General features: G+C 62.7%; 19 protein-coding genes and 1 pseudogene. 18 read left to right on the top strand and 2 right to left on the bottom strand.

The window, feature by feature from the left end; all coding sequences use genetic code 11:
- Positions 1-6: 6 nt before the first annotated feature.
- The 17 genes and pseudogenes from LJ655_RS15265 to LJ655_RS15185 all read left to right on the top strand — a co-directional run bounded on the left by LJ655_RS15265 (position 7) and on the right by LJ655_RS15185 (position 22,005).
- Positions 7-3,225 (top strand): efflux RND transporter permease subunit, encoded by a 3,219-nt coding sequence (locus LJ655_RS15265; protein WP_230562084.1) that lies wholly within the window; start codon positions 7-9, stop codon positions 3,223-3,225.
- A complete protein-coding gene (locus tag LJ655_RS15260; protein ID WP_230562083.1) occupies positions 3,225-4,718 on the top strand; it encodes an efflux transporter outer membrane subunit in 1,494 nt (497 codons plus the stop codon). Before LJ655_RS15265 ends, LJ655_RS15260 begins: the two co-directional genes overlap by 1 nt.
- Positions 4,715-6,004 (top strand): paraquat-inducible protein A, encoded by a 1,290-nt coding sequence (locus tag LJ655_RS15255; RefSeq protein WP_230562082.1) that lies wholly within the window; start codon positions 4,715-4,717, stop codon positions 6,002-6,004. Before LJ655_RS15260 ends, LJ655_RS15255 begins: the two co-directional genes overlap by 4 nt.
- Positions 5,979-7,601 carry a PqiB family protein gene (locus tag LJ655_RS15250; protein ID WP_230562081.1) on the top strand — a complete coding sequence of 541 codons (1,623 nt, stop codon included), beginning with the start codon at positions 5,979-5,981 and terminating at the stop codon, positions 7,599-7,601. The genes LJ655_RS15255 and LJ655_RS15250 overlap by 26 nt, the downstream gene beginning before the upstream one ends.
- Positions 7,598-8,194: a PqiC family protein gene (locus tag LJ655_RS15245; protein WP_230562080.1), complete on the top strand. Its 597-nt coding sequence runs from the start codon at positions 7,598-7,600 to the stop codon at positions 8,192-8,194. The genes LJ655_RS15250 and LJ655_RS15245 overlap by 4 nt, the downstream gene beginning before the upstream one ends.
- Before the next feature lie 358 nt (positions 8,195-8,552).
- Entirely contained in the window at positions 8,553-9,071 is a 519-nt protein-coding gene (locus tag LJ655_RS15240) for a glycine zipper family protein (RefSeq protein ID WP_230562079.1), read from the top strand.
- Positions 9,072-9,160: 89 nt separating this feature from the next.
- The gene (locus tag LJ655_RS15235) at positions 9,161-9,562 is read left to right on the top strand and encodes a hypothetical protein (RefSeq protein WP_230562078.1); all 402 of its coding nucleotides are present in this window, start codon (positions 9,161-9,163) and stop codon (positions 9,560-9,562) included.
- Between the two features lie 94 nt (positions 9,563-9,656).
- On the top strand, positions 9,657-11,288 hold the full coding sequence (locus LJ655_RS15230; RefSeq protein ID WP_230562077.1) for a PqiB family protein: 1,632 nt from the start codon (positions 9,657-9,659) through the stop codon (positions 11,286-11,288).
- A 249-nt stretch (positions 11,289-11,537) separates the two neighbouring features.
- Positions 11,538-14,276 carry an MGH1-like glycoside hydrolase domain-containing protein gene (locus tag LJ655_RS15225; RefSeq protein ID WP_230562076.1) on the top strand — a complete coding sequence of 913 codons (2,739 nt, stop codon included), beginning with the start codon at positions 11,538-11,540 and terminating at the stop codon, positions 14,274-14,276.
- A 310-nt stretch (positions 14,277-14,586) separates the two neighbouring features.
- Positions 14,587-14,793: pseudogene (locus tag LJ655_RS15220) on the top strand (cytochrome ubiquinol oxidase subunit I); the annotation flags it as partial.
- Between the two features lie 34 nt (positions 14,794-14,827).
- On the top strand, positions 14,828-15,214 hold the full coding sequence (locus LJ655_RS15215) for a hypothetical protein (protein ID WP_230562238.1): 387 nt from the start codon (positions 14,828-14,830) through the stop codon (positions 15,212-15,214).
- Between the two features lie 29 nt (positions 15,215-15,243).
- Positions 15,244-17,580: a DUF3141 domain-containing protein gene (locus LJ655_RS15210; protein WP_230562075.1), complete on the top strand. Its 2,337-nt coding sequence runs from the start codon at positions 15,244-15,246 to the stop codon at positions 17,578-17,580.
- A 61-nt stretch (positions 17,581-17,641) separates the two neighbouring features.
- Entirely contained in the window at positions 17,642-18,619 is a 978-nt protein-coding gene (locus LJ655_RS15205; RefSeq protein ID WP_268991502.1) for a phosphate acetyltransferase, read from the top strand.
- 4 nt (positions 18,620-18,623) lie between these two features.
- Positions 18,624-19,796 carry an acetate/propionate family kinase gene (locus LJ655_RS15200; protein WP_230562073.1) on the top strand — a complete coding sequence of 391 codons (1,173 nt, stop codon included), beginning with the start codon at positions 18,624-18,626 and terminating at the stop codon, positions 19,794-19,796.
- Positions 19,797-19,859: 63 nt separating this feature from the next.
- Positions 19,860-20,642: an enoyl-ACP reductase FabI gene (gene fabI / locus LJ655_RS15195; protein ID WP_230562072.1), complete on the top strand. Its 783-nt coding sequence runs from the start codon at positions 19,860-19,862 to the stop codon at positions 20,640-20,642.
- 66 nt (positions 20,643-20,708) lie between these two features.
- Complete coding sequence (locus LJ655_RS15190; RefSeq protein WP_230562071.1) at positions 20,709-20,966, top strand: RNA-binding protein; 258 nt, start codon at positions 20,709-20,711, stop codon at positions 20,964-20,966.
- A 19-nt stretch (positions 20,967-20,985) separates the two neighbouring features.
- The gene (locus LJ655_RS15185) at positions 20,986-22,005 is read left to right on the top strand and encodes a hypothetical protein (protein WP_230562070.1); all 1,020 of its coding nucleotides are present in this window, start codon (positions 20,986-20,988) and stop codon (positions 22,003-22,005) included.
- Positions 22,006-22,036: 31 nt separating this feature from the next.
- On the opposite strand, the gene LJ655_RS15180 is transcribed toward LJ655_RS15185, so the two are convergent.
- Together LJ655_RS15180 and LJ655_RS15175 are read right to left on the bottom strand one after the other, a co-directional pair.
- Positions 22,037-22,624: a hypothetical protein gene (locus tag LJ655_RS15180; RefSeq protein ID WP_230562069.1), complete on the bottom strand. Its 588-nt coding sequence runs from the start codon at positions 22,622-22,624 to the stop codon at positions 22,037-22,039.
- Positions 22,625-22,667: 43 nt separating this feature from the next.
- A complete protein-coding gene (locus LJ655_RS15175; protein WP_230562068.1) occupies positions 22,668-23,141 on the bottom strand; it encodes a glycine zipper family protein in 474 nt (157 codons plus the stop codon).
- A 349-nt stretch (positions 23,142-23,490) separates the two neighbouring features.
- On the opposite strand from LJ655_RS15175, the gene LJ655_RS15170 reads away from it, so the two are divergent.
- A complete protein-coding gene (locus LJ655_RS15170) occupies positions 23,491-25,035 on the top strand; it encodes a DUF3300 domain-containing protein (RefSeq protein ID WP_230562067.1) in 1,545 nt (514 codons plus the stop codon).
- Positions 25,036-25,040: the final 5 nt, after the last annotated feature.

Below are 25,040 nucleotides of genomic sequence, written 5' to 3'. Positions count from 1 at the left end.
CGCACAGTGAACATCTCCCGCTTTTGCATTGACAGACCGATCTTTGCCTCTGTCATTTCCATTGTCATCACGCTCGGCGGCGCATTGACGATGTTCTCGCTGCCGATTGCCCAGTACCCGGACGTCACGCCGCCGCAGATCACCGTCTCGGCAACCTACCCGGGCGCAAGTGCGGAAGTCGTAGCAAACAACGTTGCCGCACCGATCGAGCAGCAGGTGAACGGCGCCGACAACATGATCTACATGTATTCGTCGAGTTCGTCGACCGGCGACCTGACGCTCAATGCTTTCTTCGAGATCGGAACGAATCCGGAACTCGCGCAAGTCGACGTGCAGAACCGTGTGAACCTCGCGCTCCCACAATTGCCGCAGCAGGTGCAGTCCCAAGGCGTCCAGGTCCAGAAGAAGTCGAACGCATTCATGATGGTGATCGCGATCTACTCACCGGATCAGCGTTTCGATTCCACCTATATTGCGAACTATGCGAACGTCTACGTGCTCGACACGCTCAAGCGGATCCCGGGCGCGAACCAGTCGTCCATCTTCGGTACGCCTGACTACGCGATGCGGATCTGGCTGAAACCGGATCGTATGGCGCAACTCGGCATTACGGCCGGTGACGTGCAGAACGCGGTGAAAGGCCAGAACCAGCAATTCGCGGTCGGCACCGTCGGCCAGTCGCCGACTGGCAGCCCGGTCGAGCAGTCGTTCGCGGTGACCACAACCGGGCGGCTCGCAACACCGCAGGAGTTCGACAACATCATCATCCGCGCCGCGAGCACCGGAGCGGCGATCGTGAGACTCAAGGACATCGGGCGGACCGAGCTTGGCCAGAAGAGCTATTCGAACCGCACCACCTACCAGGGCAAGCCAGCGACAATCCTCGCGGTCTACCAGCAGCCGGGTGCAAACGCGCTTGACGTTTCGAAACAGGTGCGTGCGACGCTCGCGGAACTGAAGAAGTCGTTCCCGGAAGGGCTCAACTACCAGATAGCGATGGATACGACGGATTTCACACGTGCGTCGATCGCTGACGTGGTTCATACGTTCTTCGAGGCACTCGTGCTGGTGGTGATCGTCGTGTTCGTGTTCCTGCAGAGCCTGCGCGCGACGATCATCCCGGTCATCGCGGTACCCGTGTCGATCGTCGGCACTGCGATGGGGATGGCAGCACTGGGCTTCTCGATCAACATGCTGACCTTGTTCGGCATGGTGCTTGCAATCGGCATCGTCGTGGATGATGCGATCGTCGTGATCGAAAACGTCGAGCGCAACATGACCGTCCACAAGCTCAGTCCGAAAGACGCGGCAAAGCGCGCGATGGACGAAGTGTCGGGCCCGGTCGTGGCGATCGTACTGGTGATGTGCGCCGTGTTCGTTCCGGTCGCATTTCTGGGTGGAATCACGGGACAGCTATACAAGCAGTTCGCGATCACGATTGCGATTTCGGTGGTGCTCTCGGGCATCGTGGCTCTGACGCTCTCGCCCGCGTTGGCTGCCATCCTGCTCAAGCCGGGGCACCACGAGAAGCGGGGCTTCTTCCGGTGGTTCGATAACAAGTTCGCGCAGATGACGGCCGGCTATGGGCGTGCCGTGCAGTTCATCATCAAGCGCTATGTGATCGGCCTCTTGGTCTTCGTCGGTGTCATCGTGCTCGCTGTCATGATGGCCAGGTCGATCCCGGGCGCGTTCCTGCCGCCGGAGGATCAGGGCTACCTGCTCGGGGCGGTCATCATGCCGGACGCGGCGAGCCTCGATCGGACTTCAGCTGTCGGCGACAAGGTCACCGACTTTTTCATCAAGCAGCCGGCGGTAAGCAGTATCACGATCGTGAATGGCTTTAGCTTGCTCGACAGCCAGAATAAAAATAACGCGGGGACGTTCTTCGTCGGTTTGAAGAGCTTCGATGAGCGTTACTCGTTCGCGAATATCAGGGAACAGAACGCGCGTGCGGTCCTGATCAAGGCTTATGAGACGCTCGGAAAGATCCAGGAAGGCATCGTGGTGCCCGTCAATCCACCGTCCATTCCGGGTCTCGGCACGACGGGCGGCACCGAGATGTGGATCGAAAGCCAGGGCGACGGCTCCATCCAGCAGCTGGCGGGCGTTGTGGACGATTTCGTGACGAAGGCGAAGGCCCGTCCCGAGCTATCTCGTGTGACCACGACGTTCAATGCTTCGTCGCAGCAGCTATTGGTGAATGTGGACCGGGATCAGACGGAGACACTCGGCGTGCCGATCGAGGAAGTGTACAGCGCCATGCAAACGATGTTCGGCTCTCTATACGTGTCGCAGTTCAACAAGGATGCACGGCTCTGGCAGGTGATCGTGCAGGCCGATCCGCGCTACCGGCTCACGCCGCGTGATCTCGACCAGATCTACGTGCGCAGCCGGACTCACACCATGGTGCCGATCAAGGCGGTGATGACCTACAAGTACGTCACGGGCCCCGCCCTGGTGACGCGGTTCAATAACTTCCCGGCGGTGAAAATCACCGCGAACGCGGCACCAGGGCACAGCTCCGGCGAGGTGATATCGACTTTGCGCGAACTCTCGGCCGAAATGCCGCCGGGCTATGCAGTTGGCTGGAGCGGCGAGGCGTACGAAGAGATCAAGTCGGGATCGACGGGGGGGCTGGTGTTCGTGTTCGGCATCATCATGGTATTCCTGATCCTCGCTGCGCAGTACGAGAAGTGGTCGCTGCCGTTCGGCGTCTTGATGGCGGTGCCATTCGCTCTCTTTGGCGCGCTGCTCGCCATCCTGATGCGCGGGCTCAACAACGACGTGTACTTCCAGATCGGGCTGACCATGCTGATCGCGCTTGCCGCAAAGAACGCGATCCTGATCTTCGAGTTTGCCGTCCTGAACCGGGAAGAAGGCAAGTCGCCGTACGACGCGGCGATGATCGCGGCCGAGGAGCGTCTGCGGCCGATCGTGATGACTTCGCTTGCATTTATCCTCGGCTGCGTGCCGCTCGCCATTGCGCTCGGTGCGTCGCAGAACAGCCGTCATTCGATCGGCACGGGTGTGATCGGCGGGATGCTGGGGGCAACCGCGATTGCCGTGTTTTTCATTCCGATGTTCTACTGGGCGATCGAGTCGCTTGGCTCGCGCAAGAGTGGAGGCAAGCAAACGCCCCAGGCGGGGTCCGGAGACCTCCCCCCGACTTCCGGTGGCTCCGACTCCACCCACCCGACGCCGTCAGCGCGGCACGAGGATGACTGATGCGTGCCGCTGCCTTCGCGCGTCTGGTCGCTCCGCTTCTGATGACGGGGTTGCTGCACGGCTGCCTGCTTGGTCCCAACTATGAGCGGCCAAAGCTGGACGTGCCAGACACGTTCCGCTTCGCGTACGGCGACGCTGCGGACGTCGTCAATACCGCATGGTGGGAGCAGTTCGAGGATCCCGTGCTGAACGACCTGGTCAAGACAGCGCTCCAGAACAACCTGAACGTCAAGCAGGCGGCCGCGCGCGTCGACGAGTTCATGGGCCAGTTCGTGAGCACCCGTTCGGCGCTGTTCCCGCAGGCAAGCGTTGGGCTCAATGCGTCGCGGGAGGGTGCATCCAGGAACGGGCCGACGCCGATACCCGCGGGCGTGTCGCCCGTCTTCAACGAATTCGAGGCCGGTCTTTCGGGCGTCTGGAATATCGACCTGTTTGGTCTGGTTCGGCGCGAGACCGAGGCGGCGCGCGCGAATGTCAACGCGGCCGAGCAGGCACACCGGGCGAACATATTGACGCTCGTCGCTTCGGTTGCCTCGTCATACATCTTGCTGCGCAGCCTTGATACGCAACTCGAAATCGCAAAGAGCACGACTGCGAGCCGGGCCGATTCCGTGCACGTGTTCACGCTGCGGCGGCAGTTCGGCCAGGTCTCCGAGATGGAGCTTGCGCAGAGCCAGTCCGACTACGAGGCCACGGCGGCGACCATTCCGCAACTGGAGCAGCAGATCGCGCAGCAGGAGGACGCTCTCTCGGTGCTGCTGGGCAGCAATCCCGAGCCGATTCTCCGCGGCCGTGCGCTGGGTGCACTTGCGGCACCCACGGTGCCTGCGGGCATGCCGTCGGACCTGCTCGATCGCCGGCCCGACCTGCTGCAGGCGGAGCAGAACCTGATTGCACAAAATGCATTGATCGGCGCGGCGCGAGCACTGTACTTCCCGCAGATTTCGCTCACGGGATTTTTTGGGTCCCTCAGCACACAGTTCTCCAGCCTGTTCACCGGACCTGCACGGATGTGGTCATACGCCGGGGCGGTCACGATGCCGATCTTTACCGGAGGCAACACTTACGGCCAGAACAAACAAGCCGAGGCGAGACAACAGGAAGCACTGTTTGCGTACCAGAGCGCCGTGCAGGTTGCGTTCCAGCAGGTCGCTGACGCGTTGATCGCGGTGCAGAAGTCGCGCGAACAACTGACGATCCTGGATCGCCAGGTCAACTCGAATCGCACCTATCTGCGGCTCGCGCGACTGCGCTATGAGGGGGGGTATACAAGCTACCTGGAGGTACTCGACGCCGAGCGAAACCTGTTCAATGCGGAGCTTCAGCACACGCAGACGCAGGCCACGACTTTGACGAGCGTCGTCAGCCTTTATATGGCGATGGGTGGCGGCTGGGTCGTTCAGGCTGAGCGGATGACCGTGCCGGCGACCGCGAGCGCACAGTCGCAGCCACAAGGCGCCACGTCGCAACCTGCTGCACAGGGGCCGCAGTGACTGACGGAAAACTCATTGCTTGCCCCGAATGCGATCTCCTGCAGCGAGAGGTGCACGTGCCGGAGGGGGGCGCGTTGCGATGCCGGCGTTGCCATGCTCAGCTGTACCGGGACCTCCCCAACGGCCTCGATCGGGCGCTTGCGTTTTCTCTCGCAGCGGTTGTGCTGTTCGGGGTCTCGAACGTGTACCCGATCGTCGGTCTGTCGGTCAACGGGACCGTAGTCGAGACGACACTGCTAGGTGCCGTGAACGTGCTGTACAACGATGGGAAGTGGCCGATCGCGGGTCTCGTGTTTGCGACCACGGTGCTCATGCCGATCTTGCAGACCGTGAGCATGCTGTGGCTGCTGGTTCCACTAAAGTTTGACCGTACGCCATGGGGTGGCCCGGTCATTTTCCGGCTGTGCTGCCTGTGCCAGCCCTGGGGGATGACCGAGGTCCTGATACTCGGGTTGCTGGTGGCACTTGTGAAGTTGTCACACATCGCGGCGGTGGTTGTGGGCCCGGCGCTGTGGTCGTTCGGCGCCCTGATGTTCGTTCTGGCGGCTGCCGGCGCTGCCTTCGACACGCGCATCCTGTGGTTGCGCGTTGCCGCAGTCGAGCATACGGATGCCGCACCAGATCTCGACGATTCGCTGCCGCATGGCGCTGTTACCGCAGCGCAATGCGGTCTCGCGCTGTGTCACGATTGTGGGCTGCTGGCAAGGGTGCAGGCCCACGGCCACGGGTTCTCCTGCCCGCGTTGTGATGCGGCGATGCACTTGCGCAAGCCGGCAAGCCTGTCGCGCACATGGGCCCTCCTGATCGCTGCCATAGTGATGTACATCCCGGCGAACGTGTTGCCGGTCATGTACACGAACTCGCTTTTCGGCTCGCAGAACGACACGATTCTGTCCGGCGTCGTCTATCTGTGGACGTCGGGATCGTGGCCGCTCGCGATCGTAGTGTTCGTCGCGAGCATCGCCGTGCCAATGCTGAAGATCCTCGCGCTTGGATACCTGACTCTCTCCACGCAGTTGCACTCGCGCTGGTACCCCGTTGAACGTACACGGATCTACCGGATCGTGGAGTTGGTGGGGCGCTGGTCGATGCTCGATATTTTCGTGATCACCATGCTCGTTGCGCTGGTGCAGTTCAAGGCGCTCGCGACAATCCAGGCCGGCAACGCGGCAATCGCGTTTGGCGCGGTGGTGGTGCTTACGATGTTCGCTGCGATGACGTTCGATCCTCGCCTGATGTGGGACGAAGTGGAGCAGGACCATGCCGGAACCCGAGCGGAAGCCTGATTTTCCCAACGCCAATGCGGTGCCGCGCTCGCGGTGGCGCCTACAGATCGTGTGGCTCGTGCCGATCCTCGCAGTCCTGATCGGGGCATGGCTCGCTACCAAGGCGGTTGTCGAAAAGGGGCCGACGATCACGATCAGCTTCCTGAGCGCCGAAGGTCTCGAGGCGGGCAAGACGAAAATCAAGTTCAAGGACGTCGACATTGGCATCATCAAGTCCGTGGTGCTTACGCACGACCACGCGCGGGTCATTGCGACAGCCGACATCAACAAGGACGCGACGGACATGCTCGTCGACAACACGCGCTTCTGGGTCGTGCGCCCTCGTATCTCCGGTGGAACGGTGTCAGGAATCGGGACGCTGCTGTCGGGATCCTACGTCGGTATGGACGTCGGAAATTCGAAAACCGGGCGTCGCGATTTCGTCGGTCTCGAAGTCCCGCCGGTGATTGAGAGCAGTGAGCCCGGCCGCGAGTTCATTCTCAAGAGCAGCAACATGGGTTCGCTCGATGTCGGCTCGCCGGTGTACTTCCGCAGGTTGCAGGTGGGACAGGTATCTGCCTACAAGCTCGATCCCGACGGTCACGGTGTGACGCTGCACGTGTTCATCAACGCGCCTTATGACAGGTTCGTTCTTGGGGACACGCGCTTCTGGCACGCGAGCGGTGTTGACGTGGCAGTCAGTTCGAATGGCATCCAGGTCAATACGCAGTCGCTCGTGTCGATCCTGATCGGCGGCATTGCATTCGAGTCGCCGCCGGGCATGCCCGACGAAGCCGTCGCTGCAACCGATTCGACGTTCACGCTGTTCCCGGATCGGGCCGAAGCGATGAAGGCGCATTACCATATCGTCTCCAAATTTGTTGGCGACTTTAGCGACTCGGTTCGCGGGTTGACTGTGGGCGCACCCGTCGACTTCCGCGGGATTGTGGTGGGCGAAGTGACAGCGATCTATACACGTTTCGATCCCAAGACCGATAAGTTCACCATTCCGGTGGAAATAGATCTCTATCCGGAGCTGTTCACGTCCCGCTATCGAGCCGGTGCGGGAACCGCCGCAGGAGGCCGCCTCAGCAACGATCCTCACGCACTGGCCGATCGCCTCGTGGCGAGGGGCCTGCGTCTTCAGCTTAGAACGGGCAATCTGCTGACCGGACAGCTGTACGTGGCCGTTGACTTCTTCCCCGACGCGCCGAAAGCTACGGTCAATTGGGAGTCGTCGCCGCCGGGGCTGCCGACGATCCCGGGTAACCTGCAGCGATTGCAGGACAACGTCACTCAGCTTTTGGCGAAGCTGAACACGATACCGTTTGACGAGATCGGCAAGAACACGCGACAGACGCTGGCAAGTGCGAACTTGCTGCTCAACGATCTCGACACGGTGGTCGTTCCTCAGGCTCGCGGCACACTGGCCGCTGCCCAGGCGGCACTCCAGTCGGCCAACAACGCGTTGAAGCCGGAGTCGCCCCTGCAGGAGAACGCGGCCGATGCGGTACAGCAACTCGCTCGCGCCGCGACGGCTTTCCGGACACTTGCCGACTATCTGGAGCGGCATCCGGAGGCGTTGATTCGTGGCAAGCAGCAGGAGAGCCCGCCGTGACACGTGCCCTTGCATTCGTTGTTATCGCTCTGTTGGTGGGGGCGGTTGGATTGGCTGGAGGCTGTGGCAGCTCACCGACTTCCAGCTTCTACCGCTTGAAGCCGGAGGCGACGCCCGCCGCCACGGGTGCCGCCGCGCGGCTCAATGTCGTGGTGAGCCCGGTCACGATTCCCGAGTTGGTTGACCGGCCCCAGATCGTGGTGAGCCTCGCCGACAACCAGGTCTGGCCCAACGAGTTCCAACGCTGGGCCGAGCCGCTGAAAAGCAACATACAGCGCGCGATCGCCGGCAATCTCGCGGCGCTGCTCGGCTCGGAGCGCGTGACCGTGTTCGAGACTGGCGCGAGTGAAAAGCCGATGTGGCGCGTGCGCGTAGACGTGATGCGTTTCGACTCCATGCCGGGCGATGCGGCGACAATCGAGGCGCTGTGGACGATCTCGCCTCCCGGGTCGGCGACACCGGTCGTTGGACATACGCTCGCGCGCGAACCGGTACCGGGGCAGAGTTACGACGCGCTTGTCGCTGCGCACGATCGCGCGCTAGCGCAGGTCAGCCGGGACATCGCTGCGGCGATTCAGAACGCTTCGCGATGACACGAAGGCGCTTCGTCAGGCTGGAATTGCGCGCAATTCAAGGCGCGTTTGTGTGCGTGTTACGACTGACTAGTGTGGTACTTCTCTGCCGGAAATTGGTGAGGAAAACGTATTTCATCGGAAACTTGCACTCGACCTCCTTTGAACTGATAACACCGTGCGCCAGAAGCCAACTCATCAAGCACAATACTCACGTCATGCGCGGGTATCCAGCAGGGAAATGAGACCAAGGGCCTATGGATTGAGCGACTTGCTTGTGCCAATCTGGATTCAGACGTTCTTCGAATGCAGGTTCGACGCTCTGTAGGCAATCCAACGCGGACTGTCAAAAGTCAACGTCGGTCGTAAGCGAACACGCTTGCAAGAACGCCAACAGGTACCCACGGAAGCTTTGGTCATGCAAATAATCGCTCGACTATCGATCGTCCTGCCGTTGCTATTTTTCGCGTGCGCGGCGGCAGCTCAGCAACCGATCTTCTATCCCGCCAGGGGGCAAAGTGCCGAGCGGCAGAATACCGACACCGCAGAGTGCCGCTCGTGGGCCCAGCAAATCACCGGCGTCAATCCAGAAGCGCTTGCCGAACAGATGGCCAATAGTGCGCCACCTGAGCAACCGCGTGGCGGGCTGTTTCGCGGCGCCGGTGGCGGCGCATTGTTCGGCACGCTGATTGGCGGGGTAGCCGGCGGACACTGGGGCGAGGGCGCCGGCATCGGCGCGCTCGTCGGCACGATGGGCGTGGGCATGAGAATGCGGCGCGAACGCGCGCAAATGGCGATGCAGCAAGAAGGTATGCAGCAACAGGCGTCTGGGGATCTATCCCGATACAACCGGGCCGTCAAGGCATGCATGACCGGCCGCGGTTATACCGCCGAGTAGGCGACGTGTCCCCATCAACCGCGCGCCGCTCGCACAATCCGATGCGGGTGGAACCATACGCTTGTTCAGGACAGGCAGGAGGGACAGTCATGCTGAAACCATTGCGGGCAGCCGCGCTTGCGATCCTGGTCTGTTCGTTTCCCTCGTGGGTGCTCGGTGCTGACTTCGATGGCAGAAAGGCACTGATTTGCGCGACCGTCGACGCGCATTTCTGCGACATTGGCGAAGTCTGCTACCGGACGCTTCCATCCATCCTGGGAGCGCCGGATTTCGTGCGGATCAACTTCGCGAAGAAGGTCATCGTCGGCCCACAGCAGCGCGCAACCGCTATCCGGTACATGGAGCAGGGCGACGGCCAGTTGCTCATGCAAGGCACGGAATTAGGCTATGGCTGGAGCATTACGCTCAACACGGAGACAGGTGGAATGTCCGCGACCCTGGTAAATCGTGACGACGTGTTCGTGCTGTTCGGTGTCTGCACGCCATCATAGTTCGCTTCTCAAGCAAGACTGACGGTCAGCTTGCAAGCCGCGTCGACGAAATGCTGACTCACGAACACCAAAGCCGCGTTCGGATCATTTACAAATGAGCGATGGCGCTCATCTCTCGCCCGAACCCGAGCGGAAGCCTGATTTTCCCGGCGCGGATGGGGTGCCGCGCTCGCGCTGGCGCCTGCAGATCGTGTGGCTCGTGCCTATCCTCGCAGTCCTGATCGGGGCGTGGCTCGCTACCAAGGCGGTTGTCGAAAAGGGGCCGACGATCACGATCAGCTTCCTGAGCGCCGAAGGTCTCGAGGCGGGCAAGACGAAAATCAAGTTCAAGGACGTCGACATTGGCATCATCAAGTCCGTGGTGCTTACGCACGACCACGCGCGGGTCATTGCGACAGCCGACATCAACAAGGACGCGACGGACATGCTCGTCGACAACACGCGCTTCTGGGTCGTGCGCCCTCGTATCTCCGGTGGAACGGTGTCAGGAATCGGGACGCTGCTGTCGGGATCCTACGTTGGTGTGGACGTCGGAAACTCGAAAACCGGGCGTCGCGATTTCGTCGGTCTCGAAGTCCCGCCGGTGATTGAGAGCAGTGAGCCCGGCCGCGAGTTCGTTCTCAAGAGCAGCAACATGGGTTCGCTCGATGTCGGCTCGCCGGTGTACTTCCGCAGGCTGCAGGTGGGACAGGTCTCTGCCTACAAGCTCGATCCCGACGGTCACGGTGTGACCCTGCACGTGTTCATCAACGCGCCTTATGACAGGTTCGTTCTTGGGGACACGCGCTTCTGGCACGCGAGCGGCGTCGACGTGGCAGTCAGTTCGAATGGCATCCAGGTCAATACGCAGTCGCTCGTGTCGATCTTGATCGGCGGCATTGCATTCGAGTCGCCGCCGGGCATGCCTGACGAGGCCGTCGCTGCAACCGAGTCGACGTTCACGCTGTTCCCGGATCGGGCTGCCGCGATGAAGGCGCACTATCACATAGTCGTCAAGTACGTTGCCGATTTCACTGAGTCGGTGAGGGGATTGACCGTGGGGGCGTCGGTAGAATTCCGCGGCATTGTGGTGGGCGAAGTGACAGCGATCTATACACGTTTCGATCCCAAGACCGATAAGTTCACCGTTCCGGTGGAAATAGATCTCTATCCGGAGATGTTTACGTCCCGCTTTGAGACGAACGCGGGCGGCCGCCTCAGCAACGATCCTCACGCATTGGCCGATCGCCTCGTTGCGAGGGGCCTGCGTCTTCAGCTTAGAACGGGCAATCTGCTGACCGGACAGCTGTACGTGGCCGCCGACTTCTTCCCCGACGCGCCAAAAGCTACGGTCAATTGGGCGTCATCGCCACCGGAACTTCCGACGATCGCCGGACACCTGCAGGCGTTGCAGGACAACGTCACTCAGCTTTTGGCAAAGCTGAACGCGCTTCCGATTGAAGCGATTGGCAAGAACACGCAAGAGACGTTGGCGAGCGCGAAGACGCTGCTCGACGATCTCGACACCGTGATCGTCCCGCAGGCGCGAGGCACGCTCGCCGCGGCCCACACTGCACTCGACTCGGCCAACAACGCGTTGAAGCCGGAGTCGCCCCTGCAGGAGAACGCGGCCGATGCGGTACAGCAACTCGCTCGCGCCGCGACGGCTTTCCGGACACTTGCCGACTATCTGGAGCGGCATCCGGAGGCGTTGATTCGCGGCAAGCAGCAGGAGTCTCACCCGTGACACGCGCACTCGAATCACTCGTTATTGCCCTGTTGGCGGTGTCGCCTGGGTGCTGCAGCAGTTCGCCGGCGTCCCGTTTCTACCGGTTGAAGTCCGATCGGACTGAAGCTGACGCATTGAGAAGGGTCATACCGGGCCCGGTCGAGATGGTGGACCCCACGTCAATTTCGAGTTTAGCGTCAAGGGCGCTTGGGGCCCGGCAGTGCTTGAGCGATTGATCGGACCTACGCGTCGTGAGGGAGGCAAAGCATGTGTCCTGCAATCAACGACGCAGCAGAAGAAAAGCGTCTGAGCGACTCGCGCGCCGCACAAGTGCCGTGGATGAAGTGGGGGCCGTATCTCAGCGAGCGCCAATGGGGGACGGTCCGCGAGGACTACAGCGCAGACGGTGATGCCTGGAACTACTTCACCCATGATCAATCGCGCTCGCGTGCGTATAGATGGGGAGAAGACGGGATCGGCGGTCTGTGCGACGACAAGCAAAGGTTGTGCTTCGCGCTGGCGCTCTGGAACGAACGCGACGCGGTTCTGAAGGAACGTCTTTTCGGCCTCACCAATAGCGAAGGCAATCATGGTGAGGACGTCAAGGAATACTACTTCTATGTCGATAGCACGCCTACGCACTCGTACATGAAGTATCTGTACAAGTATCCACAGCAGGAATTTCCGTACCGGGATCTGGTCGAGACGAACCGGAGACGGTCGCGCGACGAATTCGAGTACGAACTGATCGATACCGGTATCTTCGATGACGATCGGTATTTCGACGTCTTCGTCGAATACGCGAAGGCGGCCCCGGAAGACATCTTCGTGCGCATTTCGGTACTCAACCGCGCACGGGAAGGGGCACGTCTTCGCGTCCTGCCAACGCTATGGTTTCGCAATACGTGGTCGTGGGGCTACGACGATTGCAAACCGTCGTTACGCGAAGCGGATTCCGGCGTCATTCGTGCGACACATCGTGAACTGGGCGAGTACTGGCTCTATTGTGACGGCGCGACGGAATTGCTCTTTACGGAAAACGAAAGCAACGCACAGCGCTTGTGGAGCCAACCCAACGCGTCACCCTATGTGAAGGATGCATTCCACGCTTATGTCATTGCTGGCCAGCGCGAGGCCGTGAATCCGGCTCGGACGGGCACCAAGGCGGCAGCGCATTACGTATGCGATGTACCCGGGGGCGGCAGTGCGACCATCAGACTGCGCCTGAGCGCAGTAAAGCGGGACCATGCGTTCGAGGAGTTTGATCGGACCTTCGACGATCGTATAACCGAGGCGGATGCGTTTTACCAACGTATTGCGCCAAAGGCACTCAGCGACGATGAGCGACGGGTGCATCGTCAAGCCCTGGCGGGCATGTTGTGGAGCAAGCAGTACTACTACTTCGACCTGGAGCGGTGGCTGCGCGAGCATCAGAGTCATCCCTTGCTCGAAGCCAGTCGGCACACGGCGCGCAATGCCGAATGGTTCCATATGCTGAACGCCGAGGTGATCTCCATGCCGGACAAATGGGAGTACCCATGGTTCGCGGCGTGGGACCTGGCTTTCCACACTATTGCCTTGGCCGCTGTCGATTTCGATTTTGCCAAGGAACAATTGCTGTTGATGCTGCGCATTCTGTATCTTCACCCGAGCGGGCAGATACCAGCCTACGAGTGGAACTTCAGTGACGTCAATCCACCCGTGCATGCCGCCGCCACGCTCTGGCTCTACAAGTATGGGAAAGCGCTGGGACGCGCTGATCCGCGCTTTCTTGAGCGCTCGTTCCAGGGTTTGATGCTCAATTTCAACTGGTGGGTGAACCGGAAGGACCCGTCGGGCAGAAGCGTCTTCGCCGGTGGGTTTCTTGGGCTCGACAACATTGGCGTGTTCGATCGCAGCACGCAGCTTCCGACCGGCGGCTCACTCGAGCAGGCGGACGGGACAGCGTGGATGGCGTTTTATTGTCAGTGCATGCTGGAAATGGCGATGATCCTGGCCGAACACGACCCGATGTACGAGGAGCTCGCCTTCAAGTTCGTTCAGCACTTCATGTGGATTGCCTACGCGATGGACCGGCTTGGCGATCATTCAGACGACATGTGGGACGAGCAGGACGGTTTCTTCTATGACCTGCTACGTCTTCCCGACGGACACACGATGCGTCTGAGAGTCAGGTCCATGGTGGGCTTGCTACCGTTGTGCGCGTCGACAGTTTTCGAGGCCGATACGCTCTCCCGCTGTCCGAGACTAATGGAGCTGATCGCGCAATTTCGAACGCGCTACCCGGAGTTGGTGAGCCACGTAGCGCCGACCGATGCGGGCTTCATCGGCCATAGAGGGCGCAGACTTCTGTCGATCCTGAATACGCAGAAACTCGAGCGCGTGCTCGGTTACTTGCTCGACGAGAACGAATTCCTGGGTGCGCACGGCATTCGTTCGCTGTCCCGCCATCATCTCGACCATCCGTACATACTCAATGTGGGCGGGCAAGAGTACAAGGTGCAGTACCTTGCTGCGGAATCGAATACCGGGATGTTCGGTGGAAATTCGAACTGGAGAGGGCCGGTGTGGATGCCCGTGAATCTCTTGATCATCAGGGCACTGACGAATCTTTACGGGTTTTTCGGTGACGAGTTCAAGGTTCAATGCCCGACGGGGTCCGGGCAGATGATGACACTCTTCGAGGTGGCGCAGGAGATTGTTCGCCGACTGACGGGTACGTTCTTGCGCGGACCGGACGGGCGGCGGCCCGTTTATGGTGGAACGGACAAATTTCAGAACGATCCGCACTGGCGTGACCTGATTCTGTTCTACGAATATTTTCACGGTGACAACGGCGCAGGGCTGGGTGCAAGTCACCAGACAGGTTGGACGGGGCTCATCGCGCCACTCCTGGACCTGTTCGCGCGTATTGACGCTCAGACCGTTCTGGAAAGCGATCGCTGGCGTGTGATGGCAGGTGTCGTTGGGCAGAAACTGGACAGCGAGCAGAGGCACGGAGGGTGAGGGCGTCAAATCTGCAGATGCGCGCCGGTCTCGAACGGTAGCGGTCGTCATTCGCCCGGGGCATTCTGGCCAGTCATCAGCCACAAGCTGGCGGATGCTCGTCGCGGGATACGACCAAGGTCCGATTGGCCGCGGGCGACCTGCCTGCTACGGTCGATACGGTACATGGAATCGAGCGACGCCAGGTTGATGCTCCAGGGCGCTGAGTTGGCGCGGGAGCGGCGGCAACCTTGATGGTCTGTTCGTCGGTAATCGCAGCAATGAGAGTACCAAGACATCACGCCACGAGCCCATCTGATTAGAAGGGACCATGGAACTTGATCCTGTCATCCTCTCGCGCATCCAGTTCGGGTTCGTCATCAGCTTTCACATCATTTTCCCGGCGTTCACGATCGGCCTGGCTGCATGGCTGGCAACAATCGAGGGCGCGCGGCTCATAACCGGCAACGCGCTGTACCGCAGGGTGTTCGGCTTCTGGTTGCCGATCTTTGCCGTGTCCTTCGGCATGGGCGTGGTCCTTCAACGACTGCCCGCCGCGCGAACGATTTCGGATGTCGGACGAAACGCTGCGGTCGTACGGGAAGCGCTATATCGAGGCACCGCCCACGCCCGAGATCGAGTTCACCTGGCAGGGCGGGGAGCCTATGAAGTTGAAGTTGACAGCAATGGCCGAGCTTCTGGACGTGGCCGCTCGCGCTGGTGGTCGGTCTCATGACGATCGTGAGGCCGGTGCTTTGCTAGGCGCACTGCTGAACTCCATGGAGATTTCGTTGTACGATGCAGTACGTGATCCGTCCGTGGTCTGGCATGTGCGGATCGACGTGATGCGCTTTGATTCCGTGCTCGGGCGACGTCTCCGCCGACGTGCTCTGGGCCGCGCGCTCGCCTCGGTGAGCCGCGATATCGCCGCCGCTGTCCGGGCGCACCCAGCTGATTGACGTGTCGAGCACCTTTCTGGAGTCGCCCGATGGACGCTGAAACGCTGTTGTCACAAAGCCAGGATATCACCGCAAAAATCACTCACGTGCTGCAAAAGCGCACGCAACATGCCCAGCGGCACCTGAACGAACGGGTCATCGACGCGCTGGGGCTCGATCACAACGACAGCGTGCCTGCAAGCGCCGCGCCCGCGCCGTTCAACCCGCTGAATGCGTGGCAGTACGCCGTGGACGCCGCGCAGCGCTCGCTGCTCTTCTGGGACACGCTGTACCGGCGCGGCAACGAGTTCGTCGAACGCAGCGTGAGCGGTCCCACGCCGGTGCTGCATTTCGACTACGACATGCTGCTCGACGGCCGCACGTTCGAGCGGCCGGTCAACTATGCGCTGCTGCAACTTCGTCCGCTCGAAGGCGTGGGCGTCGACGTGCGCAAACGTCCGTATCTGATCATCGATCCGCGCGCGGGGCACGGCCCCGGCATCGGCGGCTTCAAGGACGATTCGCAGGCGGGCGTCGCGTTGCGCGCGGGCTACCCGGTCTACTTCGTGGTGTTCTTTCGCGATCCCGAGCCCGGTCAGACCCTGCTCGACGTGTGCAACGCCGAGCAGCGATTCGTGCGCAAGGTGCGCTCGCTGCATCCCGACAGCCCGAAGCCCGCGATCATCGGCAATTGCCAGGGCGGCTGGGCGGCGATGATGCTCGCCAGCTCCGACCCCGACGAGACCGGTCCGATCGTCATCAGCGGTGCGCCGATGTCGTACTGGAGTGCGGCCTGGAGCGAAGGCGACGGCGACAACCCGATGCGCTACGCCGGCGGCATGCTGGGCGGCGCGTGGCTCGCATCGTACGCGGCGGATCTCGGCAACGGCACGTTCGACGGCGCGTATCTGGTGCAGAACTTCGAGAACCTGAACCCCGCCAACACGTTCTGGGACAAGTACTACCACCTGTACTCGAACATCGACACCGAGCCGCCGCGCTATCTGGAGTTCGAGCGCTGGTGGGGCAGCTACTACCTGATGAACCGCGAGGAGATCGAATGGATCACGCACAATCTGTTCGTCGGCAACAAGCTGTGGTCGGGCGGGGTGAAGAACAGCAGCGGCCAGACGTTCGACCTGCGTGAAATACGCTCGCCGATCATCCTGTTCGCGTCGATGGGCGACAACATCACGCCGCCTCAGCAGGCATTCAACTGGGTGACGGACCTCTACGGCAGCACCGAGGAGATCAAGGCGCGCGGTCAGGTGATCGTCGGTCTGACGCATAAAGACATCGGTCATCTGGGCATTTTCGTGTCCGGCAAAGTCGCGAAAAAGGAACACGCCCAAATCGTCTCCGTGCTCAAGACCATCGAAACGTTTCCGCCGGGGCTCTACGGCATGACCATCGACGAGGTGCGGAACTCGGCCGGGGAGGTCGAGTATGTCGTGGAATTTCATGAACGGCGGCTCGAAGAGATATCCGCGCGTATCAACCGCTTTGGCCGCATCGACGAAAAGCCGTTCGAAGCGGTCGCCGAAGTATCCGCGTTGAATCAGCGCTTGTATGAACTGTTCGCGCAGCCGTTCGTGCAGGCGATGGCGAACGAAACGGGCGCCCGCATGCTGCGCCAGTTTCATCCGCTGCGCTGGCAGCGCTGGGCCTGTTCCGCGATGAATCCGTGGCTTGGCTGGCTGCCGGTGGCCGCGCAGTGGGTTCGCGACAATCGCCAGCGTGCCAGCCCGGATAACCCGTGGAGCAAGCTCGAACACAGCGGCTCGCAAATGATCAGCGCGTCGCTCGATTATTTCCGCGAGATGCGCGACGCGGCGGCCGAGGCCAGCTTCTTCAGCGTGTACGCGAACATGTACGCAACCTTCCTCGGCAAGGGGATCCCCGACGGCGCGCCCGCGCAAGCCGGCGCGATCAATCCCCGCGAGTTGCCGTTCGTGCGTGCGGCGTTGCAGGCGATCGGCGACGGCGGCTACACGGAGGCGCTCGCGCGAGCAGCCTTCCTGCTGTCGCGCAAGGGTGAGTCGTTTCCGCTCGCACGCTTCGAGCTGCGCAGGGAGATCGCCGAAACTTATGCGGAGTACTTCCCCGACATCAGTTTCGATCACTGGCGGCGCATTCGAGGCGAGCAGGAAATCATCGTCAGCTTCGAACCGGACGAGGCAATTGCCACGCTGCCGAAGCTGCTCTCCGACAGCGAGGATCGCGAGCGCTTTCTGCAACTGCTCGACAAAGTGACGTCCGACGAGCGCGTGTTGAACGCCCCGCTCGACGCCGCGCTAAAAACGGCGGTCGAACGTATCCGTGCGGTGCTGGGTCCGCGCGTAAGCCGCAAGCGCTCGGCGCGTCTGCCGGAAGGGACGCGCACGTGAGCGACCTGCACGCTGCGCGGCTGGAGGTAAGCACGACGCAGCCGTATACCCGGCGCGTCGCATGGCGCGAACCCGACGCGCCGTACACATGAGGAATACGCCGATGGAAAAGCACGAAAAGTATCAGCGTCTGATCGAATACTGCCGCACGCTGCCGGCATTACCGACCGCGGTTGCGCATCCGTGCGACGAGAGTTCGCTCAGGGGCGCGGTCGAAGCGGCCGCAATGGGACTGATCACGCCGCTGCTCGTCGGGCCGCGCGCGCGCATCGAAGCGATTGCCGCCGAACACGGCATCGACATCTCGGAGTTCACGATCGTCGATGCGCCGCATAGCCACGCCGGCGCCGCGCTGGCCGTGCAATTGGTGCGCGAAGGCAAGGCGGAGGCCCTGATGAAAGGCAGCCTGCACACCGACGAGCTGATGGCCGAGGTGATTCGCCGCGACACTGGCCTGCGCAGCGCGCGGCGCGTCAGCCATTGCTTCGTGATGGACGTGCCCGCGTACGACCAGCCGCTGATCATCACGGACGCCGCGATCAACATCGCGCCTACGCTCGAAGAGAAGGTCGACATCCTGCAGAACGCGATCGACCTTGGGCACGCGCTGAAGCTGGAAGAAGTGCGCGTGGCGATCCTGTCCGCGACCGAGAGCGTCAATCCGAAAATTCCATCGACGGTCGAGGCGGCGGCGCTGTGCAAGATGGTGGACCGCAGGCAGATTACCGGCGCCCTCGTGGACGGTCCGCTTGCGCTCGACAACGCGATCAACATTGAAGCCATGCGCATCAAGCACATCGAGTCGCAGGTGGCCGGACGCGCCAATGTCCTGATGGTGCCGGACCTCGAAGCCGGCAACATGCTGGCGAAAAGCCTGTCGTTTCTCGCTGGCGCGGACGCCGCGGGCATCGTGCTCGGCGCGCGCGTGCCGATCATCCTGACGAGTCGCGCGGATTCGGTCACGACGCGTCTCGCGTCGTGCGCGGTCGCCGCGATGGTGGCGAAGGCGCGGCGCGAAGCCGGCAAAGTGATCGGGTGATGCCATGGGGGATGTGATTCTCGTTCTGAACGCGGGTTCGTCGAGCCTCAAGTTCAGCGTCTTCGACGTGCAACCCGCGCAACTCGAACTGATTCTGCGCGGCCAGATCGAAGCCCTCTATACGAGCCCGCGCTTTCGCGCGACAGATCGCGAGGGCAATGTCAGCTCGTTCGAGTGGGGCGATGATTATCGCCTCGGGCATGAGGGCGCGATCGAATATCTGGGCGGCTTTCTGCGCGAGCAAGGCGGCGGACATCGGCTGATGGCGGTCGGGCATCGCGTCGTGCACGGCGGCCAGCGCTTTACCGGCCCCGTTGCCGTGACCTCCGCCGTGCTTGACGAACTGGACAGCCTGACCCCGCTCGCGCCGCTGCACCAGCCGCATAACCTGAAGCCGATCCGCATCCTCGCGCAAGTGCGTCCCGACCTGACTCAGGTCGCGTGCTTCGACACCACCTTTCATCGTACCCAAACCGAGGTCGCGCAGGCCTATGCGCTGCCTGCGTCGATTACCGAGCGCGGCGTGCGGCGTTACGGTTTTCATGGGCTCTCGTACGAATACATCGCGAGCGTGCTGCCGGACATCGCGCCGGCTGCGGCGGCGGGGCGTACCGTCGTCGCGCATCTGGGCAACGGCGCGAGCATGTGCGCGATGGTCGCGGGCAAGAGCGTGGCGAGCACGATGGGCTTCACGGCAGTGGAAGGGCTGCCGATGGGCACGCGTTGCGGCAGCCTCGATCCTGGCGTGATGCTCTATCTGCTCGACGAGCTGAAGATGGATTCACAGGCGATCGCGGACCTGATCTACAAGGGCTCGGGGCTGCTCGGCATGTCGGGCATCTCGGGCGACATGCGCGTGCTGCTCGACAGCGACGCCGCGCGCGCCGCCTTTGCCATCGACGTCTACACCTACCGTATCGGCCGCGAACTCGGCAGTCTCGCCGCGGCGATGCAGGGTCTCGACGCGCTGGTGTTGACGGCCGGCATTGGCGAGCACGCCGTCGCGATTCGCGAGCGGATCGTGCGCGATGCGGCGTGGCTCGGGGCCGAACTCGACGAGGCGGCCAATCGGGCGGGCGGCCCGCTGATCAGTCGCGCTTCGAGCAAGGTCCCGGTCTGGGTCGTACCCACCAATGAGGAACTGATGATCGCCCGCCATACGCGTGCGATTGCTTAGGGTCCGTTTGCATATGGAACGCACGTGCGTTCCATATGCAAACAGCCCTGAAGGAGTGTCGCTATGCCAATCGAGCAACCGCGTTTGATTCTGAAAGGAGCGAAGGCCCTCGTGACCGGCATCGCCAACGAGGATTCGATTGCATACGGCTGCGCGAAGGCGTTTCACGAACTCGGCGCGAGCGTAGCGATCACCTATGCCAACGACAAGGCCCGTCCTTATGTGGAATCGATTGCCAAAGCACTCGATGCCGAAATCTTCATGCCGCTCGACGTCACGGTCGAGGACCAGATGGAAGCCGTCTTCGATCAGGTCGAGAAGACCTGGGGGCGGCTGGACATACTCGTTCACGCCATTGCCTGGGCGCCCAAAGCGGATTTGCATGGCGGACTGCTGCAATCGTCGCGCGAAGGCTATCTGACCGCCATGGACATTTCCTGCCATTCGTTCGTGCGGATGGCGCGCCTTGCCGCGCCGCTGATGAAAGACGGCGGCACCATGCTGACGATGAGCTACTACGGCGCAAACAAGGTCGTGCCGAACTACAACGTGATGGGTCCCGTCAAGGCGGCGCTCGAAGCCTGCGCGCGCTACCTGGCGTTCGAGCTGGGACCGAAGGACATTCGCGTGCACGCGATTTCCCCCGGGCCGCTGAAGACCCGCGCCGCCATGGGCCTGAAGGATTTCGAGCTGCTGCTCAACGAAGCGGTAGCGCGCGCGCCGCTCGGCGAAGTGGTCGACATCATGGATATCGGTTATACCTGTGCGTTTCTGGCCACGCCGTATGCGCGGCGGCTTTCCGGCTCCACGTTGTATATCGACGGCGGACTGAACATCGTGGCTTAGAGTCTGCTTATCATATGGAACGCGCGTGCGTTCCATAGGAAAACAAACTCTGGAGGAGTAAGCATCATGGCTGAACTCTTTCTTGGAAACGTCGAGGAAAGCGTCTCGGACGAAGAAATCGGCGAGTTCCTGATACGGTATGGCTTTCCACGTTTCAGCTCGATCCGGCGGCTGCCCGGCACGGGTTCACGCCCCGGCGCGGTGGTCATTTTCGACGATGTGCCCACGGACGGACTGCGCATTCTGCAAACGCGCGTCCATAACCTGTTCTGGAAAAACCACACGATCGTCGCGCAACTGCTGCCGGAGCGCGACGAATCGTGACGGGCGACGGGAGCCGGGCATGGGCCTGCTGTCGAGGTGGCTGACGAAGCGCGCCGCGCCCGCGGAGAGCGACGATCCGCAGGCGAAGGCGATCGTCGAGCGGATCGTCGGGCTGTGTCCGTCGTTGCGGCTCGCGCGCAATTACGCGTCGCGCCTGCTGCCGCCCGTGCGACACACCACCGCCTATCTCGGCCGCCTCGTCGATGAAGTGCCGCCCGCGCGCGAAGCGAGCGCGGCGGCCTGGGCGACGGACCCATATATCCACGCCTTTTTCGCGACGGCCGACGACGTGTGCCGGCCCTTTGGCCACTCGGAAGCTCTGCATGTATTTTTCAACGATCATCCCGGCGCTGACGAAGCCTTTGCCGTGCTCGGCATGGCGCTCGACGAGCGGCATATTCTCGGCGTCGGGCAATTCGGCGAGGCGACGCATACCGACACCGCGCAGACGATCATCAACTTCAGCGATCATCAGGTGCGCGTGTGCGGCGAATCCGAAGCCGCCTTGCGGCAGCAAATCGTGTTGCGGATCGTCGATCAACTGGTGCTCGAAGGCATCGGGAAAATCGAGGCCGACACCGCGCGGCAGGATGAATTGCAGCGCGAACGGGCGATCCTGAATACGCGTCTGATGATTCTGGAGCGGCAGGGGGCGGGCGTGCGCTCGTTGCTCGGCAGCGACGCGTCGTCGAACTATGCGGAAGTGGCGAAGCTACAGGCGCTGATCGAGGAGAACGATCAGGCGATGGCGCAGTTGGGCCTGAAGACCGAAGCGCTGGAGCGGCATCTCGATGTGATTTGCGGCGTACTGGCGGCGCCGGATGCGCATTTCTACGTGATGAAGAGCACGTTCCGGCTCGACCGGATGAACGTGGTCGTGCAAGACGGGGACACGCGGCCCGCGCACGAAATAGAGGTTCGCATGGCGCGTCTGCCGGCGAGTCCCAATGTGATACGGGTCTTCTCCCCCGTGCGTTTCCGGCGCGCCGACTTTGCACCCCCCGCGAGCAATCTGGCGCAAGCGCACCGCCTGATCTGACGGCGCGCGCCGGGATGCGGACGTGCTCTCGCTATTTGCCGGCGAGCGGCTCCACGGAGATGGCCACCGCCTCGGTATAGACCACTTCCATCTGGTCGCCCTTTTTGATCCGTTTGAGCTGTTCGGGGTCACGCACGACTACGTCCACCGAATTGCCTTGCGGGCCTTTCAGCGTGACCACGCCGTTCTGGTGATTGACGGCGGTGACGTTCGCCATGATCGTGACTTCGCGCGAGGCCGAGCCGCCGGGCTTCGCGCCCGCCGGTGTGCGATCGAGCGCTTGCGTTTCGGTGGCGGACAGCGGCGCGTTGCCTTTTTTCAGCGTGATGGTCAGCGCCTGCGAATATTCGGCTTTGACCGTGTCGCCGACCCGGATCTGATCGAAGTTGCGGGCTTCCTCGCCGACCACGACCTGCACGACCTTGCCCTTCGGATCCCTGAGCCAGACGGTGCGCGTTTCCGGCTCGATGCCGACGACCGTCGAGGTCGTTTTGATCGTGTCCGACACGGTGACTTTGCCCGGCTCGCTCTTGACTGCGACCGGCGCATCCGTCTGAGCGAACCCCGTATTCGCGAGACACACGAGTGCCGCCGCGATGATGAGCTTGCCGTTCGTCATGCCTTTCTCCTCGTGCGGCGCGCATGGAGACCTGCTTGCGCGCTCATTGAACTGTGTAACCCCGGCCTGCCATGCACGCGGCGAATGCGCGATTGAACGTGTCCAGCGTGCCCTGCGTTTGCGCCTGCGACTGTGCCGCGGCCGCGCGCCGGTTCTGCCGCGCGCGCGATCCGCCGACCATCGTGCCGGTCGCCGCGCCGATCGCCGCGCCCTTGCCGGCATCGCCCGCGATCGCGCCGATGATGGCGCCGCCGGCCGCGCCGCGCGCGGCGCCTTGCACGCGTTCGCCGCCCCCCACCGCGGGGCCGGATGGCGGCGGCGGCGCGTTGGCGACCGCGGTCGGATCGATGCCGGTGTTGTTCTTTGCCCACGCATAGCACGCGCCTTCGTCCTGCTGCTGTTGCTGCGGGCTTTGACCTCTGGCCGGATAGGCGATAGGCCTCGATTGAGCCATGCCGTCCAGCGATAGCGACGCGGCTAACGCGGCGACAACGAAGTATTTCGTCGATTTATTCACGACAGCTCCTTGCGTGGGGACGCGTGGGTGTAAGTCGCCGGCTGCCTGTTCGCTCAGGCGTGAGGGCACGACCGGCACCCGTGGAGGGAAGTTCTGCTGGGACCGGTTGCCGCGCGGCGGTGGCGCGGCAATGGCAGGTTCGCTTTCATCCTGGCGTTGCGGGCCTGTCAAGCGCAATCGGACCAAGGTCGTATTTGCAACACCGCCCGTGGTTTCCAAACTGTAGTCATGCAACTGGTGCATGTGGTTTCCATTGCTTCGGACAACTGTCCGTCCAGGATGGCGCCCCAGAATTGCCGCGCCACATGGCAATCCAGGAGGCGTTGACGAAGCGCGAGGGGAAGCATCGATGGACCGCGAATCGCGTGCCCGTGCACGCATCATTCCGTTTGCAACGGCGGTCGACAGGCGGCGGCACATGCTCACGCTTTGCGACGGGACGAGGCGCGCGCATCGCGTCAGCCGTGCGCTGGGCGCCGCGCTTCTGGCGTGCTGCGGCGCGTTTTCCGCTTCGTTGTCGCTGGCGCAGGCGCCGGCCGCGAACGCCCCGGCGAACGCCGCCCCGAACGCCCCTCTTCCCGCGGCGACGCTCGACCAGCTCGTCGGGCCGATCGCGCTGTATCCGGACGACCTGGTCGCGATCATCCTCCCTGCCTCCACCTATCCCGTGGAGATCGTGCAGGCCGACCGCTTTCTCGATCAGCACAAGAACAACAAGTCCTTGAAGCTCAACGACGCGTGGCACGATCCGGTAAAAGCGCTGCTGAACTACCCCGACATCGTCAAGAAGATGAGCACCGATCTCGACTGGACCATCAGTCTCGGTGAAGCCGTCGTGACCGATCAGGGCGCGGTGCTCGAAGCGATTCAGCGCTTTCGGCGGCAAACGCAGTCGGCGGGGCATCTGAAATCCGACGACAAGCAGGTCGTGGTCGTCGAAAAGGAAGTGATCAAGATCCAGCCAGCCGATCCGCAGGTCATCTACGTGCCGCAGTACGACCCGCAGACCGTCGTCGTGGCCAGTGCGCCCGTGACCTATGCGTACGCGCCCACGCCGTATCCGGCCTATTACTATCCGTACGCGCCCGGCGCCGCGCTCGCGACAGGGCTGATCTGGGGCGCGGCCATCACCGCCGCCTGGAACGGCGGCCACTATGAAACGCATTACGGAGGCGGCGGCAACAACAACATCAATATCAACCGTGAAAGAAACGTCGAGCGTGGCGATAGGACCGTCGAGCGCGGCGATCGGACCGTCGAGCGTGGCGACAGGAACGTCGAGCGCGGCAACATCAACACGGGCAACCTCAACACGGGCGACACCAATCGCGGCGGCGGCCGCGGGCAGGGCGGGGGAACGTCCGCGTGGTCCCCGGACAAGAAGCCGGGCCAGGTCAGCGGCGTCGCGGACCGCTCGGCACGCGCGGAACGGGTCGGCGATCCGCCCTCGCGCGGGGGTGGCGCGGGCGCAGGCGGCGGCTTTGCGGGTGGAGACCGCGGCGGAGCGGCTGGCGGTGCGGGCGGCGGCAACTTCGGAGCGAGAGGCGCCGGCGGCGCGGGCGGCGCAGGTGGCGCGGGCGCTAACTTCGCGGGTGGCGCGGGCGCGCAAGGGCGGCCGCAAGCGTCCCAGCGTCCAACGGCCTCGGCGGGCAACCGGGAAGCGGGTCCGCGCGCGGCGCAGTCGCGCGGCGGCGGCGATGCGTTCAGCGGCTACGGCTCGGCGCGCGACGCGCAGGCCAACAGCGCGCGCGGCGCGGCGAGCCGTCAATCGGCGTCGGCGCGCGGCGGCGGTGGATTCTCCGGTGGCGGCGGATTTTCCGGCGGCGGCGGACGCGGCGGTGGCGGTTTCTCGGCACGGGCCGGCGGTGGCGGACGCGGCGGCGGACGGCGATAAGGAGC

The sequence above is a fragment of the Paraburkholderia translucens genome (assembly GCF_020881035.1).
Lineage (GTDB): Bacteria > Pseudomonadota > Gammaproteobacteria > Burkholderiales > Burkholderiaceae > Paraburkholderia > Paraburkholderia translucens.
The sequence above is the reverse complement of the archived record's forward strand: the minus strand, read 5'-3'. Positions and strand labels throughout refer to the sequence as shown.